This is a genomic window from Sphingomonas naphthae (assembly GCF_028607085.1).
In the GTDB taxonomy this organism is placed as follows: Bacteria; Pseudomonadota; Alphaproteobacteria; order Sphingomonadales; family Sphingomonadaceae; genus Sphingomonas_Q; species Sphingomonas_Q naphthae.
On sequence record NZ_CP117411.1, the window covers coordinates 2399504 to 2413704 of the forward strand.

Below are 14201 nucleotides of genomic sequence, written 5' to 3' on the forward strand. Positions count from 1 at the left end.
CGGCTACAGCAGGGCCTCCAGCAGGCCGATCAGCGGCTTGTCGGCCGGTGGCATGGGCAAGGCGTGCATCTCCACTACCCGCACCCAGCGCAGCGCGCCGCCCTCCAGCGGCGCGGGCTGGCCGGTCCATTTGCGGCAGACGTAGAGCAGCAACAGGAGATGCTTCTCGCCCAACGTGGCGCTGGCGAAGGTGGCGGGCGCGAGGCAGGCTTCGGCGACGTCGATGCCGAGTTCCTCGCGCAGTTCGCGCACCAGCGCCGCCTCGGGCGTCTCGCCGGGGTCGATCTTGCCGCCCGGGAATTCCCACAGGCCGGCCATCGCCTTGCCCTCGGGCCGCTGCTGGAGCAACACCCGACCGTCGCGATCGACCAGCGCCACCGCGACCACCGGCAGAAGCGCGGTCATCCTATCATTTCCTTAACCATGCATCGCTAGTCCCCTTTGGCCAGGATCAGGTCAAGCGGGAGCGACGGGCATGGACAGGAAGGACGAACGGATCGCGCGGGACGAAAAGGGCGCGACGGCGATCGAATATGGGCTGATCGTGGCGCTGATCGTGCTGGCGCTGGTCGGCGGGGCCTCGTCGCTGGGCACGTCCTCCGGCGGCATGTGGGGCAACATGACCGACAAGGTGGTGAACGCGGGGTAATTCCTAATGAACGAATCGGTGCGCTTTTAACGGTTTGGCAAGAGCACCCGATCTAAAGCGATGACAGCTTAACCGCCGGAGCGGGGCGGCGGGCACAAGGCAAGGAGTTAGGTTCATGAAGTTCATCAAGATGCTCAAGGATTCCAAGGGCGCCACCGCGATCGAGTACGGCCTGATCGCCGCCCTCATCGCCGTCGCCGCAATCGGCGCGATGCAGAGCCTGGGCACGAAGCTCGGCACGACCTTCAACACGGTCGGCAACAAGCTGGGCTGATCCCGACGGCGACACGCCTCACGCGTGACGCCCGACGACAGGAGGCCGGTGGCAGGGGGAAGCCTGCCACCGGCTTTTTTGTGTCTGTTTGAAAATCCTCCCCTGCAAGGGGAGGTGGCAGGCCGTCAGGGCTGACGGAGGGGTATCGTGCTCTCGAGAGCGGATCACCCCTCCACCATCGGCTGCGCCGATGGTCCCCCTCCCCTTGCAGGGGAGGATTTTACAAACTCACCCGATGCGCAGGAATTTTTCGCGGCGCTGTTCGCGGACGGCGGTGGCGGGCAGGTTGCCGAGCGAATCCAGTTCCTCGCCGATCGCCTGGCCCAGCGCGGCGATGGCGGTGGCGGGGTCGCGGTGGGCGCCGCCGAGCGGTTCGGGGACGATACGGTCGATCACGCCGAGCTTCGCCAGATCCTGCGCGGTCACCTTCATCGCCTCGGCGGCGTCGGGCGCCTTGTCGGCGGTGCGCCATAGGATCGAGGAAGCGCCCTCGGGCGAGATCACCGAATAGACGGCATGTTCGAACATCAGCACGCGGTTCGCCGCCGCCAGCGCCACCGCGCCGCCGGAGCCGCCCTCGCCCACGATCGCCGCGATCATCGGCACGCCGAGCGCGAGGCATTGCTCGGTCGAACGAGCGATCGCCTCGGCCTGGCCGCGCTCCTCGGCCTGGATGCCGGGGAAGGCGCCGGACGTGTCCACCAGGGTAACCACCGGCAGGCGGAAGCGATCGGCCAGCTGCATCAGGCGGATCGCCTTGCGATAGCCCTCGGGCTTGGCCATGCCGAAATTGTGGCGGATGCGGGTGGCGGTGTCGTCGCCCTTCTCATGGCCGATCACGACCACGCGGCGCCCGCCGATCCGGCCGAGCCCGCCCATGATCGCCAGATCGTCCGAAAAGGCGCGGTCGCCCGCCAGCGGCATGAAATCCGCGACGAAGCCCGCCAGATAATGTTTCAGATGCGGCCGCTCGGGGTGCCGCGCGACCTGCGTCTTCTGCCATGGCGTGAGCCTGGCGTAGCAGTCACGCAGCATCTTGTCCGACTTGGCCTCGAGTCGGGCGATCTCGCCGGCGATGTCGATCGATCCACCCTCGGCGGTGTCGCGAAGCTCGGCGATCCGTGCCTGCAATTCGGCCAGCGGGCGCTCGAAATCCAGAAAAGCTGCCATGGGCGCGGGACTAGGGCTTGTGCGCGCCAGCGTCAACGCGGGGTGCGCGGGCGGGGCTCCCAGCCAACTGCCCGTTCGTCCCGAGCGTAGTCAAGGGACGTGCGGCTGGACGAAGCGTTTGGGGCCATCCCTCGACTTCGCTCGGGACGAACGGCGCGCGAGTGGCGGCGTTGCTCACGCCGCGACGGCAAAGCCACGGCCGATCGGGCGGAGGCCGGTGAGGAACTGGTCGGTGCAGGCATCCCAGCTGTAGCGGCGGCCCTCCGCCGCGCAGACGGCGCGATCGAGCGGGAGGGCGCGGGTGATGGCGGTGGCGAGGTCGTCGTCGAGCGCGCCGATCGGGGCGCCCTGCCCGCCCCGGCCGTCCGCGCCCAATATGTCGAGCGGGCCGGGCACCGGATAGGCGGCGACGGGCACGCCGCTCGCCAGCGCCTCGATCATCACCAGCCCGAAGGTGTCGGTGCGGCTGGGGAATACTAGAACGTCGGCCGCCGCATAGGCCGAGGCCAGCGCCCCCCCGTGCAATGCGCCGAGGAAGCGCGCCTGCGGATAGGTCGCCTCCAGCATCGCCCGCGCCGGGCCGTCGCCGACGACGATCTTGGTGCCGGGCACGTCGGCCGACAGGAAGGCGGCGATATTCTTTTCCACCGCTACCCGGCCGACATGGAGCAGGATCGGGCCCGGCAGTTCCGCCAGCGCCACATGCGGGGCGGTGTGGGGCGAGAAGAGGGTGAGGTCGGCACCGCGCGACCAGAGGTTCGTCTGCGTCAGGCCCTGCCCCGCCAGCTCGCGCCGCAGCGTATCGGTCGCGACGAGGATCGACGAGGCGGGCGCGTGGAATCGGCGCACCACCCGCCACAGCCATTCCGCCTTGAGCGGGGTCCGCATCGCGACATAATCGGGGAAGCGGGTGTGGAAGGAGGTGGAGAAGGGCATCGCCCGATCGACGCACCAGCCGCGCGCCGCCCAGCCGAGCGGCCCCTCGGTGGCGATATGCACCGCGTCCGCGCGGAAGGCCTGAAGCCGCTCCCCCACGCCGCGCGTGCAGCCGATGGCGAGGCGGATTTCGGGGTAACTGGGGCACGGGACGGTGCGAAAACCATCGGGCGTGATCGTCTCGACGACATGGCCGCGCGCGCGCAGCCGCCCCACCGTCGTCGTCAGGGTGCGGACGACGCCGTTGACCTGCGGCGCCCACGCATCCGAGACGAGCGCGATCCTCATGCCGGTTCGAGTTCGCGCGGGGTCGCTTCGGCGGTATCCACCACGCTGCGTGCGGTCCTGGCGAAGGTGAGCGCGGCCCAGTCGATCACCTCGATCGCGCCATCGGCATGCTCGACCAGCGCGGTGCAGCTCTCCACCCAGTCGCCATCGTTGTAATAGGTTATGTCGCCGAACTGGCGGATCTCGGCAAAGTGGATGTGGCCGCAGACGACGCCGTCGACATGGCGATCGGCGGCGGCATGGGCGACCGCTTCCTCGAAGCGCGAGATGAAGGCGACCGCGTTCTTCACCTTCTTCTTGAGGTGCGCGGCGAGCGACCAATAAGGCATGTCGAAGCGGCGGCGGATCACGTTGACGACCGTATTGGCCTTCAGCAGCAAGGTGTAGGCATGGTCGCCCAGGAAGGCGAGCCACCTGGCGTACATCACCACGCTGTCGAACACGTCGCCATGCAGCACCAGCAGGCGCCGTCCGTCGGCCGTCTCGTGGACCCACTCCAGCGCGATCTCGACATCGCCGAAGTTCAGGCCGGCATAGTCGCGCAGCATCTCGTCGTGATTGCCGGGAATATAGACGACGTGCGTGCCGCGCTTGGCCATCTTGAGGATGCGGCGGACGACGTCGTTATGGCGGGCCGGCCAATACCAGCCACGCTTCAACTGCCACGCATCGATGATGTCGCCGACCAGATAGAGCGTCTCGCACTCGATCGACTTGAGGAAATCGAGCAGCAATTCCGCGCTGCACCCCGGCGTGCCGAGGTGGATGTCGGAGATCCAGACGGTGCGATAGCGGGTGCGCTGGCGGCCGCCCTGCTTCGGCTCAGGCTCCTCCTGCCCCTCCATGTCGAGCAGCCACGCCGGCAGCGGCGGCGATTTGCGGTTGGAATTGGCGGGCACGGGCGTTTTGCGCGCCACGGGCGGCAGCTTGGGTAAGGATGCCATCACTTGCTCCCCGAGCCTTTGGACTGTGCATCCCCTACGCCATGATAATGATAGGCCGGTGTCACTTATGTTGCAGGACTGTGATGGCCTGCCTTTTTACCGACTGTCATAATAATGGCATCAATCATTCGCCATTTTGACCGGAAGCCGTTCCATGGGCTTTGGACCCGCTTACAGGAGTCGACGATGGCAACCTTGATGCAGACGCGGAACGTGGCCGCCGCCTATGACAGATGGGCGCCGATCTACGATCTGGTCTTCGGACCCGTGTTCCGCCGTGGCCGCAGCGACGCGATCGTCGCCGCCAACCGCATCGGCGGCAAGGTGCTGGAGGTCGGCGTCGGCACCGGCATCTCGCTGCCCGGCTACGGCCACAACTGCCGCCTGCACGGCATCGATATCTCGCCCCAGATCCTCGAGAAGGCCCGCCAGCGGGTCAAGGCGCTCGGCCTCGCCAACGTCGATGCGCTCGACGTGATGGACGCCGAGGCGCTGCCGTTCGAGGACGACAGTTTCGACGTGGTGGTGGCGCAATATGTCATCACCGCCATCCCCGATCCCGAGCGCGCGCTCGACGAATTCGTCCGCGTGCTGCGCCCCGGCGGCGAGATCATCATCACCACCCGCGTCGGCGCGAATATCGGGATGCGCGGCTCGATCGAGAAGGCGCTGATGCCCGTCACCAGCCGCCTCGGCTTCCGCACCGATTTCCCGTGGGAGCGCTATGCCGACTGGGATGCCCGCACCTCGCAGGTGGAGCTGATCGAGCGCCGCGCGCTGCCGCCGCTCGGCCATTTCGCCCTCGTGCGCTTCCGCAAGACCAAGGACGCCTGACCATGACACAGCCCATGATGACGCAGGGCAAGATCGCGACCTTCCGCGCGTCGCTCGCCGAACAGCGCTGGGACGACCATCGCTATTACCACCATAGCCTGGTCAACCAGAGCCTGCACTTCCTGTCGGCGACGACGTTCATCGTCGCCTACATCCTGCTGTTCCACGATCCCGCCATCGCCAGCCTGCTGGCATGGGGCGTGGCGATGACGAGCCGGCAGGCGGGCCACTTCTTCTTCGAGCCCAAGGGCTACGATCACGTCAATCAGGCCAGCCACGAATATAAGGAGGAGGTGAAGGTCGGCTACAACCTCGTCCGCAAGGTGGTCTTCATGAGCATCTGGGCGCTGTCGCCGCTGCTGCTGCTGGTGAGCCCGACGCTCTGGGGCGTGTTCGATCCGCTGCCCGGCCCGATGGGCTTCCTGCGCCATGTCGGCCTGATGTGGCTGGCGCTGGGCGCGGGCGGGCTGGCGTTCCGCACGATCCAGCTGTTCTTCATCCGCGACGTGGGCACCGGCCTGACGTGGGCGTGCAAGATCGTCACCGATCCGTTCAACGACTTCAAACTCTACCGCACCGCGCCGATCCGCCTGCTGAAAGGCGAGCGGTTCGATCATCACGAGATGGCGCGGGGCTGAACTCCTTTGTGCTCCTGCGAAAGCAGGAGCACAGGGTTACCGGGCGCAGCGGTCAGACACCCTGGGCTCCTGCTTTCGCAGCAGCACGGCGGTTCCTCAGCCCAACCGCCCCAGCCGCTTCGCGATCATCTCCTTCAATATCCCCCGCCGGATCGCCTTGTTGCTGGCGCCCTCCGGGGTCCACCACCAGCCGTCCGCCGCCATTTCCTTGGCGGCCGAGACGAAGCGGTCGGCGACTTCGGCGAAGTCCGCGTCGCTGTAGTTCAGGCTGAAGATGATCCGCCCGCTGCCGACCCAGCTCAACGCCAGCCCATGCGCGCGGAGGTAATATTGCAGCATCCAGTTGTAGCGCGACGGCACGTCGTAGAGGACCGTCCAGATCGTCGTGTGGCTGGCGACGCGCACCGGGAGCCCCTCGCCCGCGAGGCGCGCGTTGAGGCTTTCCGCGCGGCCCGCCCACCGTTCGTCCATCCCCTGATAGAGCGCGGCGGTGGCGGGTTTCTCCAGCTCACGCAGGAAGCCGTTCATGGCGGCCATCACATAGGGATGGGCGTTGAAGGTGCCGCGCGCGAAGCAGATGTCGGCCGGGCGATCGGGGCGGAAGCGCTTCATCAGCGCCGCCTCGCCGCACAACACGCCCACCGGCAGCCCGCCGCCGAGCGACTTGCCATAGGTGACCAGATCGGGCCGGATGCCGAAATATTCGGCCGCGCCGCCCTTGGCGATGCGGAAGCCGGTGAACACGTCGTCGAGGATCAGCACGATGCCCTTGGCGCGGCAGACCTCGGCGAGCTGCGCCAGCCATTCGGCATAGGCCGCGCGATCGACCCCGGCGCGACGGCTGCCGTCGACCAGCAGATTGTCCGACGGGGCGGCCGAATTGATGTGGAGCGCCTGGAGCGGGTTGATGAGGACGCAGGCGATATTCTTGCGCGAGGCGAGCGTGCGGAGCGTCGCCTCGGACATGTCGGCCAGCGTGTAGGTATGGTCGGCCGGGATGGGGTTGCCGATGCCCGGCTGCACATCGCCCCACCAGCCATGATAGGCGCCGCAGAAGCGCACCAGATGCGTGCGCCCGGTGTGATAGCGCGCCAGCCGCACCGCCTGCATCACCGCCTCGGTGCCGGACATGTGGAACGACACTTCGTCGAGGCCGGACAGCGCGCGCAGCCGCGCGACATTGTCGGCGACGATCGGGTGATAGCTGCCCAGCACCGGCCCCAGCGCGCCGACCTTCTCGCCCGCCTCCGCGATGATCGCCTTGTAGGCGTCGTAGCCGAGCAGGTTGACGCCGTAGGAGCCGGTGAGGTCGTAAAAGACATTGCCGTCGAGATCGGTGACCGTGACGCCGGCCGAGCTTTCGACGAACGCGCCCACGCCCAGCCGCTCGCGCACGATGCGGCTGAACTGGAAGGGCACGCGGTAACTGCCGGTGAATTGCAGGTCGGACAGGCCCTCACGCGTCCGCGCGGTGAGCGCGCGGCTTTTGGGGTAGCGCGTGGCGAACAGCAGGGAGAGGCGCTCGAACCCGGCGCGGCGGCGATCGGCCACCTCTTCCGGCGCCATGTCGGCGGTGAAGAAGCGCGCCTCGCCATAATCGATGAAGGGCACCAGCCCCGCGAAGCGCTTCGCCATCCGCACATGGCCGCCGAGCGACTTGTGCTTGGATTTGGAAAGCAGCAGGCGGCGATGGGCCTTGGGGGCGGCGAGGCCGGCCGTTCCCACGGCGGCGGCGGCGGCGAGGAGAGCGAGGGCGCTGGTCATGCCCCCTGCCCTAATGACGGTTCGCGGAGAGATTTATGACAGTGAGAGCGACCCTGGCGCGGATCGTGGCGCAGGAGGATCTGAATTTCCTCCTCACCAACCGCATCCCCCGCCGGCTGGCGACGAATTTCCTCGGCTGGTTCAGCAAGATCGAGCAGCCGCTGGTTGCGCGCGCCTCGATCGCGGGCTGGCGCCTGTTTTCGGACGTGGACCTGGCCGATGCCGAGACGCGGCGCTTCCTATCGATGCACGATTGCTTCACCCGCCGGCTGGTGCCCGGCGCGCGGCCGTTCGCGGTGGGGGCCGGTATGCTCGCCAGCCCGTCCGACGCGATCGTCGGCGCGCACGGCCGCGTGTCGGACGCGGGCGAGGTGCACCAGATCAAGGGCTTCCCCTACACGCTGGCCGATTTGCTCGGCGACGCGGAGGCAGCCCGCCCCTTCCTCGGCGGCACCTTCGTCACGCTGCGGCTGACGGCCGGCATGTACCACCATTTCCACGCCCCGGCCGACCTGACGGTGGAGCAGCTGACCTATATCTCGGGCGACTGCTGGAACGTGAACCCGATCGCGCTGAAGCGGGTCGAGCGGCTGTTCTGCAAGAACGAGCGCGCCGCTCTCCGCTGCCGCCTTGCGCCCGACGGCCCCGCGATCATGCTGGTGGCGGTCGCCGCGATCCTCGTCGCCAGCATCCGCCTGACCTTCCACGACACCACCCGCAGCATCCGCGACGGCGGCCCCCGCACCACGCCCCTCGATGCCAAGCTGGCGCGCGGCGAGGAAATGGGGTGGTTCGAGCATGGCTCGACCATCGTGGTGCTGGCACCGCCGGGATATGAGATGGCGGCAGGCATCGCCGAGGGGCAGCGAATCAACGCGGGGCAACCCCTGCTGCGTCAGTTCGGTGGCCTGATCGACGCAACCTGAGCCGGCGCTACCGCGTTGCCACCGGGCTCCGAAGCGCTGAAGGAGAACGTCATGACGAGATTCCTGGTAGCGGCAGTGATGCTGCCGCTCCTCGCGCCAGCGATCGCCAGCGCCGAGAAGCCGTCGGCGCGCGTGGAAATACCCATTCGCGAGGTCGTCCTGCCCAATGGCGTGCGCCGTTATGCCATCACCATCCGCATCGCCGGCGCGCCGGTCGAGGTGGGGCTGGATACCGGATCGACGGGTTTGCGCGTGCTGCCCCGCGCCCTGCCGCCCGCCGCGCTGAAATCGCAGGGGCGGCCTGTCCGCATCAGTTACAATGGCGGCACACGCTTTACCGGGCAGGCGATCGAGCAACCGATCGGGATTGGCGCCGGACGCGACGGCAATCTCCTGATCCAGCGGATCGACGTGGTGGATTGCCGGGAAGAGGTGCCGCAATGCGATGCCAGTCGCGCGACTGGCGACGCCTTCGGGATCGAGGGCGAAGGCATCCCCGGGCAGGGCTTTGCGGCGATCATGGGGATCGGGCTGAAGACCAGCCCGATCCCCAATCCCCTGCGCGGCCTGGGCATCCGTCGCTGGATCGTCGATCTGCCGAGGCCGGATGGCGGCCCGCCCGGTCGATTGGTGCTCAACCCGGACGACTCCGAGATTGCGGACTATAGGCACGTGAAAATGGCCGATGGCGAGGGCAATCATGTCACTGGCTGCCTCGCCCTGCCGGCGCCGGAGGAGGCGATCTGCGGCCAGGCCGAGATCGACACAGGCGCGCCGGGCATGCGGATCGTCTCCAGCGCCGAGCACGACCCCGTTCCGCCCCGGACGGCCGCGGCGCTCGTCATCGGCGATCCGGCGGCGGGCCTGCGGGCCGACATCCTGCTCGGGCAGCGCGATCGGGCCACGCGGCTGCGGTTCGAGACGCGGGCCGACGCACGCCAGTCACGCCTCTTCCTTGGCGTGGCGCCCTATCTCATCTGGTCGATCCTCTACGACATCGAAGCGCGCGAGATCGGGCTGAAGCCGCGATAGACGTGCCCCGGAAGAGACGTCGTCAGTCCACGCGGCCACCGATCTCCACCGCCCGCGCGAAGATCGCGTCGAACATGTCCGCCGTCAGCACGCCGGTATTCTGGTTGTAGCGCGAGCAATGGTAGCTATCGATCAGCAGCGGCGCGCCAGGGATGCGATGTTCCGCGCCATGGGTAAAGCGGGCCTTGGGCAGCTTGCCGCCGAGCGCCTTCACCGCCGACTGGTGCGCGATCTGGCCGAGTGCGACCACGACGCGCAGGTTCGGCAACGCCCCCAGCGAGGTTTCCAGAAAGCGGCGGCAGGTGCGGATTTCCTCCGGCGTCGGCTTGTTCTGCGGCGGCACGCAGCGCACCGCGTTGACGATCATCGCGCCGCGCAGGGCGAGGCCGTCGTCGGCACGGGCCAGATAGCTGCCCTCGGCCAGACCATGGCGGCCGAGGATGTCGTAGAGCAGCGGCCCCGCGCCATCGCCGGTGAAGGGCCGGCCGGTGCGGTTGGCGCCCTGCAATCCCGGTGCAAGGCCGACGATCGCCAGCCACGCCAGCGGGTCGCCGAAATCGGGCACCGGCGCATTGAACCAATCGGCGTGCGCCACCCGTTGGGTTTGGCGGAAGTCGACCAGGCGGGGGCAGAGCGGGCAATCGCGGGGCGGTCCGACGCAAGCAGCGGCGGCGGGATCGACGGTTGGGCTGGCGCTGTTCACCCCGTCGCGATAGGCGCTGGACCATGCCGCCCGCAAGCTATGCCCTCGGCCTCGGCTCGAACCGCCGCCACGGCCGCTTCGGCGCGCCACGCGCCGTGGTGGCCGCTGCCATCGCCGCGTTGGCGGCCGAGGGGCTGCGGGTGATCGCACAGTCGCGAATAGTCGAAACGGCGCCGCTGGGGCCGAGCGCCCGGCGCTTCGCCAATGCCGTGGTGCTGGTGGAGACGGCGCTGTGCCCACCCGCCGTACTGGCCTTGGTCAAGCGGATCGAGCGGCGCTTCGGGCGGCGGCGGGGCCGTCGCTGGGGCGCACGGGTGATCGATGTGGATCTGCTGCTGTGGTCGGGCGGGCGATGGCGCGGTCCGGGGCTCAGCGTGCCCCATCCGGCGATGGCGGTGCGGCGGTTCGTTCTCGACCCGCTGGCGGAGATTGCGGGGATTTGGCGGGTCGAGGGCGGCAGCGTGCAGGCAATGCGATTTCGGCTGATGAAAGCGCGTCGGTCGCGCGAGAACAGGCCCTAAGACATCCCCAGCGCGTTCGCGATCGCGTCCCGTGCCTTCGCCGCCAGTTGCTTGCGATCCAGCCCGGCCGGATCGATCGGCGCCAGGAAACGCACCGTCACCGGCAGCTTGCCGTCGCGCAGCAGCACCCGGCCGGCGTTCGGCCCGAAGCCCTCGTCGCCGCCCCAGGCGATCGCCTCCATCGCCGGGCCGTAGTCGATCGCGACCGGCTGGATCGGCACGTTGCCGCCCGCGACAGAACCGAACAGAGCGGCGCGGAAGGGCAGCAGCGTCTTGCCGTCGCCGGTGGTGCCTTCGGGGAAGAGCATCGCCGGGCGGCCGCTCGCGAGCGCGCGGGTGAGCGCGTCGGTCTGCTGGCCGATGCTGCGCCGCTCGCGATCGATGAAGATGGTGCCGCCGACTTTCGCGAGGAAGCCGATCAGCGGCCAGCTCTGCACGTCGCCGCGCGAGACAAAAGCGGCGCCCGTCGGCCCGGTCGCGCCGCCCAGGGCGAGGATATCGAGCCAGGAGACGTGGTTGGAAACGAACAGCACCGGCCCCGTCAGCCGCTGCCCTTCAGTGGTGACCTTCAGGCTCAGCCGGCGGCCGGTGGCGCCCAGAAAGGCGCGGGTCCAGCGATGCTCGCGGCCGAAGGGTTTGGCCAGCGCCCAGCCGGCGACATGCGGCGGGATCATCGCGACGGCGGCCACGATTCGCGCCAGCCGCCGCGCTTTCGCGACCCGCCCGCTCAACGCCTCAATCCTTGCGGTCGAGCGCGACGCCGTAGAGTTCCATCCGGTGATCGACCAGGCGGAAGCCCAGCTTCTCGGCGATGCGCTTCTGCAAGGCTTCCAGCTCGGCGTCGACGAACTCGATCACCTGCCCGGTCTCGACGTTGATGAGATGATCGTGGTGATGCTCGGGCGCCGCCTCGTAGCGGGCACGGCCGTCGCCGAAATCGTGGCGGTCGAGGATGCCCGCTTCCTCGAACAGCCGCACCGTGCGATAGACGGTGGCGATCGAGATGCCGGGGTCGATCGCGGCGGCGCGGACGTGCAGCGCCTCCACGTCGGGATGATCCTCCGCCTCCGACAGCACGCGCGCGATCACGCGGCGCTGTTCGGTGATGCGCAGGCCCTTTTCCGCGCAAAGCTGTTCGATGTCGATCTTGCGGCTCATGCCCATCCCGCTGTTGTTGGTCCGTAACCTAGAGCCGCCACCCGGCGATGCAACCCCAACTCAGCTATCCAGCCGGCGTGACAGCGTAATGGCGTCGTGCACCGACCCGTCATTGCCGCGATAATAGGCCCGGCGGCGGCCGACTTCGCCGAGACCCGCGCTCTCGTAGAGGATGCGCGCGGGATTGCCGTCGCGCACCTCGAGATGGAGGTGGGTCGCCTTCAGCGTCACCGCCGCGCCGAACACGGCGGTCAGCAGCGAACGGGCGATGCCGCGCCGGCGCTGGCCGGGGCGCACCGCCAGCAGCAGCAGTTCGGCCTCGTCCAGCACCGTGCGGATCAGGGCGAAGCCCGCCGGCTGGTCGTCCATCCGCGCCAGCAGGAGCGTGACGCCAGGCAGGCTGAAGGCGCCCTCCAGCTGCGGCAGCGTCCACGCCTCGCCGAAGGTGGCGGGGAAGCCCTCGACCATGGTGACCATCGCCTCGCCGAGATCGGCGGTGCCGCCCTCGCGGATCAGCAGGCCGCCGCTCATGCCGCCACCCCGCCCGGCAGCTTCGCGTCGGGCGCGCGGCCGTAGATCGGCGAGGGCGGCAGGGTGCGCAGCGCCTCGGGCAACAGGCGGGCGTCGGCGGCGCGGGGCCAGCGATCGAGCGCCTCCCCTGCCCCGCGCGCCGCCACCAGCGCGGGCGCGGCGGGGCCGATCACCCGATCGTCGACCATGGCGACGGCGGCATCGGCCGGCAGCAGCGAGGCGAGATCGGTGAGCGGCGCGAGCGGCCGGCACGCGAATCGCTGGACGAACAATTCGCCATGCCCGCCGGGGATCGCGACCGCGACGGTGGCGACATCGCCCGCCTCCACCGCCAGCAAGGCGAGCGCGGAGAAGCCGGCGACCGGCACGCCCCACGCCAGCCCCAGGCCACGCGCGGCGGCGAGACCGACGCGCACGCCGGTGAAGCTGCCCGGCCCGCAATCGACGAGGATCGCCCCGGGCCGGCGCCCCGCCTCCGCGATCAGTTCGCCGATGGCGGGAACGAGCCGTTCGGCATGGCCACGCCCGACGATCTCATGGCGCTCGGCGATCAGATCGGGTCCGTCGAACAAAGCGACCGAGCAGGCCGCCGTCGCCGTCTCGATCGCGAGCGTCAGCATCCGTCACGCAATGCGGGTCGCTTCCTCGAAATCGAGGCGCGGCAGCCGATCGAAGATGCTGGCCGGATCGCCATGGCCGAGCGTGGCGATGAAATTCACCTTCACCGGCTGGCCGGCGAAGAAGGCCGCGTCCACCTTGGCGGCGTCGAAGCCCGACATCGGCCCCACGTCTAGCCCCACCGCGCGCGCGGCGAGCAGAAAATAGGCGCCCTGCAACGAGGAATTGCGAAAGGCCGATTCCTCGACCGCCGCCTCGTTAGGCGTGCCGTCCTTCTTCATGAACCACGCCTTGGCGTCGGTATGGGGAAAGGTCTTGTGGAGCTTCTCGTAGAATTCCAGGTCCATGCCCAGCACCACCGCGACCGGCGCCTTGCTGATCTTGGCGGCGTTGGTGGCGCTGGCGCAGGCGGCGAGCCTGTCCTTGGCCTCCTGGCTGACGCACCAGACGATGCGGACGGGCTGCTGGTTGGCCGCCGTCGGCCCGAACTTCATCAGATCGTAGATGGCGCGGAGGTCGCTCTCGGCGACCGGCGTATCGAGATAGCCGTTGTAGCTGCGCGACGTGCGGAACAGCCGATCGAGGGCGGCGTCAGGCAAGGGTTCGGCCAAGGCGGGCTCTCCAGAAAAGGCGGGACGATCAGGCGGCGCGGACGTCGCTCACCTCGGGCACATAATGTTTGAGCAGCTGCTCGATGCCCTGCTTCAGCGTCGCCGAGGAGGAGGGGCAGCCCGAGCAGGCGCCCTGCATCGCCAGATAGACCGTGCCGCGATCGAAGCCGCGATAAACGATATCGCCACCGTCGCGCGCCACCGCCGGACGGATGCGGGTCTCGATCAGTTCCTTGATCTGGGCGACGATCTCGGCGTCGGCCGGATCGTCGGTCAGCACCTCGTCGTCGGCGATCTCGATCCCGCCCGCCGATCCGGGGCGGAACAGCGGCGCGTGCGACGAGAAATGATCGAGCATCACGCCCAGCACATCGGGCTTGAGCGTGCGCCACTCGACGCCGGGGGCGGCGGTGACCGACACGAAATCGCGCCCGAAGAACACGCCCTCGACGTCGCCCAGCGAGAAGATCGCCTCGGCCAGCGGCGAAATCTCCGCTTCCTCCGGCGTGGCGAAATCGCGGGTGCCCGCCTCCATCACCGCCTGCCCCGGCAGGAACTTCAGCGTGGAGGGATTGGGGGTGGTTTCGGTCTCGATCAGCATGGC

General features: G+C 68.8%; 19 protein-coding genes. 7 read left to right on the forward strand and 12 right to left on the reverse strand.

Annotated elements, in window-relative coordinates; translation table 11 throughout:
* Window positions 1-3: 3 nt before the first annotated feature.
* Window positions 4-405 carry an 8-oxo-dGTP diphosphatase MutT gene (mutT, locus tag PQ455_RS11480; RefSeq protein WP_273686217.1) on the reverse strand — a complete coding sequence of 134 codons (402 nt, stop codon included), beginning with the start codon at window positions 403-405 and terminating at the stop codon, window positions 4-6.
* 70 nt (window positions 406-475) lie between these two features.
* Between mutT and PQ455_RS11485 the strand changes: the two genes are divergently transcribed.
* Window positions 476-649 (forward strand): Flp family type IVb pilin, encoded by a 174-nt coding sequence (locus PQ455_RS11485; protein WP_273686218.1) that lies wholly within the window; start codon window positions 476-478, stop codon window positions 647-649.
* Window positions 650-764: 115 nt separating this feature from the next.
* Window positions 765-923 carry a Flp family type IVb pilin gene (locus PQ455_RS11490; protein WP_273686219.1) on the forward strand — a complete coding sequence of 53 codons (159 nt, stop codon included), beginning with the start codon at window positions 765-767 and terminating at the stop codon, window positions 921-923.
* Window positions 924-1151: 228 nt separating this feature from the next.
* Here PQ455_RS11490 and PQ455_RS11495 read toward each other — a convergent pair whose 3' ends face one another.
* The 3 genes from PQ455_RS11495 to PQ455_RS11505 all read right to left on the reverse strand — a co-directional run bounded on the left by PQ455_RS11495 (window position 1152) and on the right by PQ455_RS11505 (window position 4162).
* A complete protein-coding gene (locus PQ455_RS11495) occupies window positions 1152-2093 on the reverse strand; it encodes an acetyl-CoA carboxylase carboxyltransferase subunit alpha (RefSeq protein ID WP_273686220.1) in 942 nt (313 codons plus the stop codon).
* A 174-nt stretch (window positions 2094-2267) separates the two neighbouring features.
* Window positions 2268-3317, reverse strand: coding sequence for a glycosyltransferase family 4 protein (locus PQ455_RS11500; protein ID WP_273686221.1), 1050 nt, complete (start codon window positions 3315-3317; stop codon window positions 2268-2270).
* Window positions 3314-4162 (reverse strand): UDP-2,3-diacylglucosamine diphosphatase, encoded by an 849-nt coding sequence (locus PQ455_RS11505; protein ID WP_273691356.1) that lies wholly within the window; start codon window positions 4160-4162, stop codon window positions 3314-3316. Before PQ455_RS11505 ends, PQ455_RS11500 begins: the two co-directional genes overlap by 4 nt.
* 285 nt (window positions 4163-4447) lie before the next feature.
* Here PQ455_RS11505 and PQ455_RS11510 point away from each other — a divergent pair, with 285 nt between their 5' ends.
* Window positions 4448-5095: a class I SAM-dependent methyltransferase gene (locus tag PQ455_RS11510; RefSeq protein ID WP_273686222.1), complete on the forward strand. Its 648-nt coding sequence runs from the start codon at window positions 4448-4450 to the stop codon at window positions 5093-5095.
* A gap of 2 nt (window positions 5096-5097) precedes the next feature.
* Entirely contained in the window at window positions 5098-5733 is a 636-nt protein-coding gene (locus PQ455_RS11515; protein ID WP_273686223.1) for a hypothetical protein, read from the forward strand.
* Window positions 5734-5829: 96 nt separating this feature from the next.
* On the opposite strand, the gene PQ455_RS11520 is transcribed toward PQ455_RS11515, so the two are convergent.
* Window positions 5830-7497 carry an aminotransferase class III-fold pyridoxal phosphate-dependent enzyme gene (locus PQ455_RS11520; RefSeq protein ID WP_273686224.1) on the reverse strand — a complete coding sequence of 556 codons (1668 nt, stop codon included), beginning with the start codon at window positions 7495-7497 and terminating at the stop codon, window positions 5830-5832.
* Between the two features lie 35 nt (window positions 7498-7532).
* Here PQ455_RS11520 and asd point away from each other — a divergent pair, with 35 nt between their 5' ends.
* Both asd and PQ455_RS11530 read left to right on the forward strand, forming a co-directional pair.
* Complete coding sequence (gene asd, locus PQ455_RS11525) at window positions 7533-8423, forward strand: archaetidylserine decarboxylase (RefSeq protein WP_273686225.1); 891 nt, start codon at window positions 7533-7535, stop codon at window positions 8421-8423.
* Between the two features lie 51 nt (window positions 8424-8474).
* A complete protein-coding gene (locus PQ455_RS11530; protein ID WP_273686226.1) occupies window positions 8475-9455 on the forward strand; it encodes a hypothetical protein in 981 nt (326 codons plus the stop codon).
* A gap of 22 nt (window positions 9456-9477) precedes the next feature.
* On the opposite strand, the gene PQ455_RS11535 is transcribed toward PQ455_RS11530, so the two are convergent.
* Window positions 9478-10158, reverse strand: a complete 681-nt coding sequence (locus tag PQ455_RS11535; RefSeq protein WP_273691357.1) for a uracil-DNA glycosylase — start codon at window positions 10156-10158, stop codon at window positions 9478-9480.
* 23 nt (window positions 10159-10181) lie between these two features.
* Between PQ455_RS11535 and folK the strand changes: the two genes are divergently transcribed.
* Entirely contained in the window at window positions 10182-10679 is a 498-nt protein-coding gene (gene folK / locus PQ455_RS11540; protein ID WP_273686227.1) for a 2-amino-4-hydroxy-6-hydroxymethyldihydropteridine diphosphokinase, read from the forward strand.
* On the opposite strand, the gene PQ455_RS11545 is transcribed toward folK, so the two are convergent.
* The 6 genes from PQ455_RS11545 to PQ455_RS11570 are packed head-to-tail and all read right to left on the reverse strand — an operon-like array spanning window position 10676 to window position 14198.
* Window positions 10676-11410, reverse strand: a complete 735-nt coding sequence (locus PQ455_RS11545; RefSeq protein ID WP_273686229.1) for a lysophospholipid acyltransferase family protein — start codon at window positions 11408-11410, stop codon at window positions 10676-10678. The two genes, folK and PQ455_RS11545, sit on opposite strands and share 4 nt — an antisense overlap.
* Before the next feature lie 4 nt (window positions 11411-11414).
* Entirely contained in the window at window positions 11415-11837 is a 423-nt protein-coding gene (locus PQ455_RS11550; RefSeq protein ID WP_273686230.1) for a Fur family transcriptional regulator, read from the reverse strand.
* A 60-nt stretch (window positions 11838-11897) separates the two neighbouring features.
* Window positions 11898-12368: a GNAT family N-acetyltransferase gene (locus PQ455_RS11555; protein ID WP_273686231.1), complete on the reverse strand. Its 471-nt coding sequence runs from the start codon at window positions 12366-12368 to the stop codon at window positions 11898-11900.
* Complete coding sequence (gene tsaB, locus PQ455_RS11560) at window positions 12365-12988, reverse strand: tRNA (adenosine(37)-N6)-threonylcarbamoyltransferase complex dimerization subunit type 1 TsaB (RefSeq protein ID WP_273686232.1); 624 nt, start codon at window positions 12986-12988, stop codon at window positions 12365-12367. Before tsaB ends, PQ455_RS11555 begins: the two co-directional genes overlap by 4 nt.
* Before the next feature lie 3 nt (window positions 12989-12991).
* Window positions 12992-13597 carry a malonic semialdehyde reductase gene (locus tag PQ455_RS11565; protein ID WP_273686233.1) on the reverse strand — a complete coding sequence of 202 codons (606 nt, stop codon included), beginning with the start codon at window positions 13595-13597 and terminating at the stop codon, window positions 12992-12994.
* A gap of 28 nt (window positions 13598-13625) precedes the next feature.
* Window positions 13626-14198: a NifU family protein gene (locus tag PQ455_RS11570; protein ID WP_273691358.1), complete on the reverse strand. Its 573-nt coding sequence runs from the start codon at window positions 14196-14198 to the stop codon at window positions 13626-13628.
* Window positions 14199-14201: the final 3 nt, after the last annotated feature.

Bases quoted from the DNA above. Each gene is read 5' to 3' on its own strand.
- mutT (WP_273686217.1), bottom strand. From the start codon at position 405: ATGACCGCGCTTCTGCCGGTGGTCGCGGTGGCGCTGGTCGATCGCGAC.
- PQ455_RS11485 (WP_273686218.1), top strand. From the start codon at position 476: ATGGACAGGAAGGACGAACGGATCGCGCGGGACGAAAAGGGCGCGACG.
- PQ455_RS11490 (WP_273686219.1), top strand. From the start codon at position 765: ATGAAGTTCATCAAGATGCTCAAGGATTCCAAGGGCGCCACCGCGATC.
- PQ455_RS11495 (WP_273686220.1), bottom strand. From the start codon at position 2,093: ATGGCAGCTTTTCTGGATTTCGAGCGCCCGCTGGCCGAATTGCAGGCA.
- PQ455_RS11500 (WP_273686221.1), bottom strand. From the start codon at position 3,317: ATGAGGATCGCGCTCGTCTCGGATGCGTGGGCGCCGCAGGTCAACGGC.
- PQ455_RS11505 (WP_273691356.1), bottom strand. From the start codon at position 4,162: ATGGAGGGGCAGGAGGAGCCTGAGCCGAAGCAGGGCGGCCGCCAGCGC.
- PQ455_RS11510 (WP_273686222.1), top strand. From the start codon at position 4,448: ATGGCAACCTTGATGCAGACGCGGAACGTGGCCGCCGCCTATGACAGA.
- PQ455_RS11515 (WP_273686223.1), top strand. From the start codon at position 5,098: ATGACACAGCCCATGATGACGCAGGGCAAGATCGCGACCTTCCGCGCG.
- PQ455_RS11520 (WP_273686224.1), bottom strand. From the start codon at position 7,497: ATGACCAGCGCCCTCGCTCTCCTCGCCGCCGCCGCCGCCGTGGGAACG.
- asd (WP_273686225.1), top strand. From the start codon at position 7,533: ATGACAGTGAGAGCGACCCTGGCGCGGATCGTGGCGCAGGAGGATCTG.
- PQ455_RS11530 (WP_273686226.1), top strand. From the start codon at position 8,475: ATGACGAGATTCCTGGTAGCGGCAGTGATGCTGCCGCTCCTCGCGCCA.
- folK (WP_273686227.1), top strand. From the start codon at position 10,182: ATGCCGCCCGCAAGCTATGCCCTCGGCCTCGGCTCGAACCGCCGCCAC.
- PQ455_RS11550 (WP_273686230.1), bottom strand. From the start codon at position 11,837: ATGAGCCGCAAGATCGACATCGAACAGCTTTGCGCGGAAAAGGGCCTG.
- PQ455_RS11555 (WP_273686231.1), bottom strand. From the start codon at position 12,368: ATGAGCGGCGGCCTGCTGATCCGCGAGGGCGGCACCGCCGATCTCGGC.
- tsaB (WP_273686232.1), bottom strand. From the start codon at position 12,988: ATGCTGACGCTCGCGATCGAGACGGCGACGGCGGCCTGCTCGGTCGCT.
- PQ455_RS11570 (WP_273691358.1), bottom strand. From the start codon at position 14,198: ATGCTGATCGAGACCGAAACCACCCCCAATCCCTCCACGCTGAAGTTC.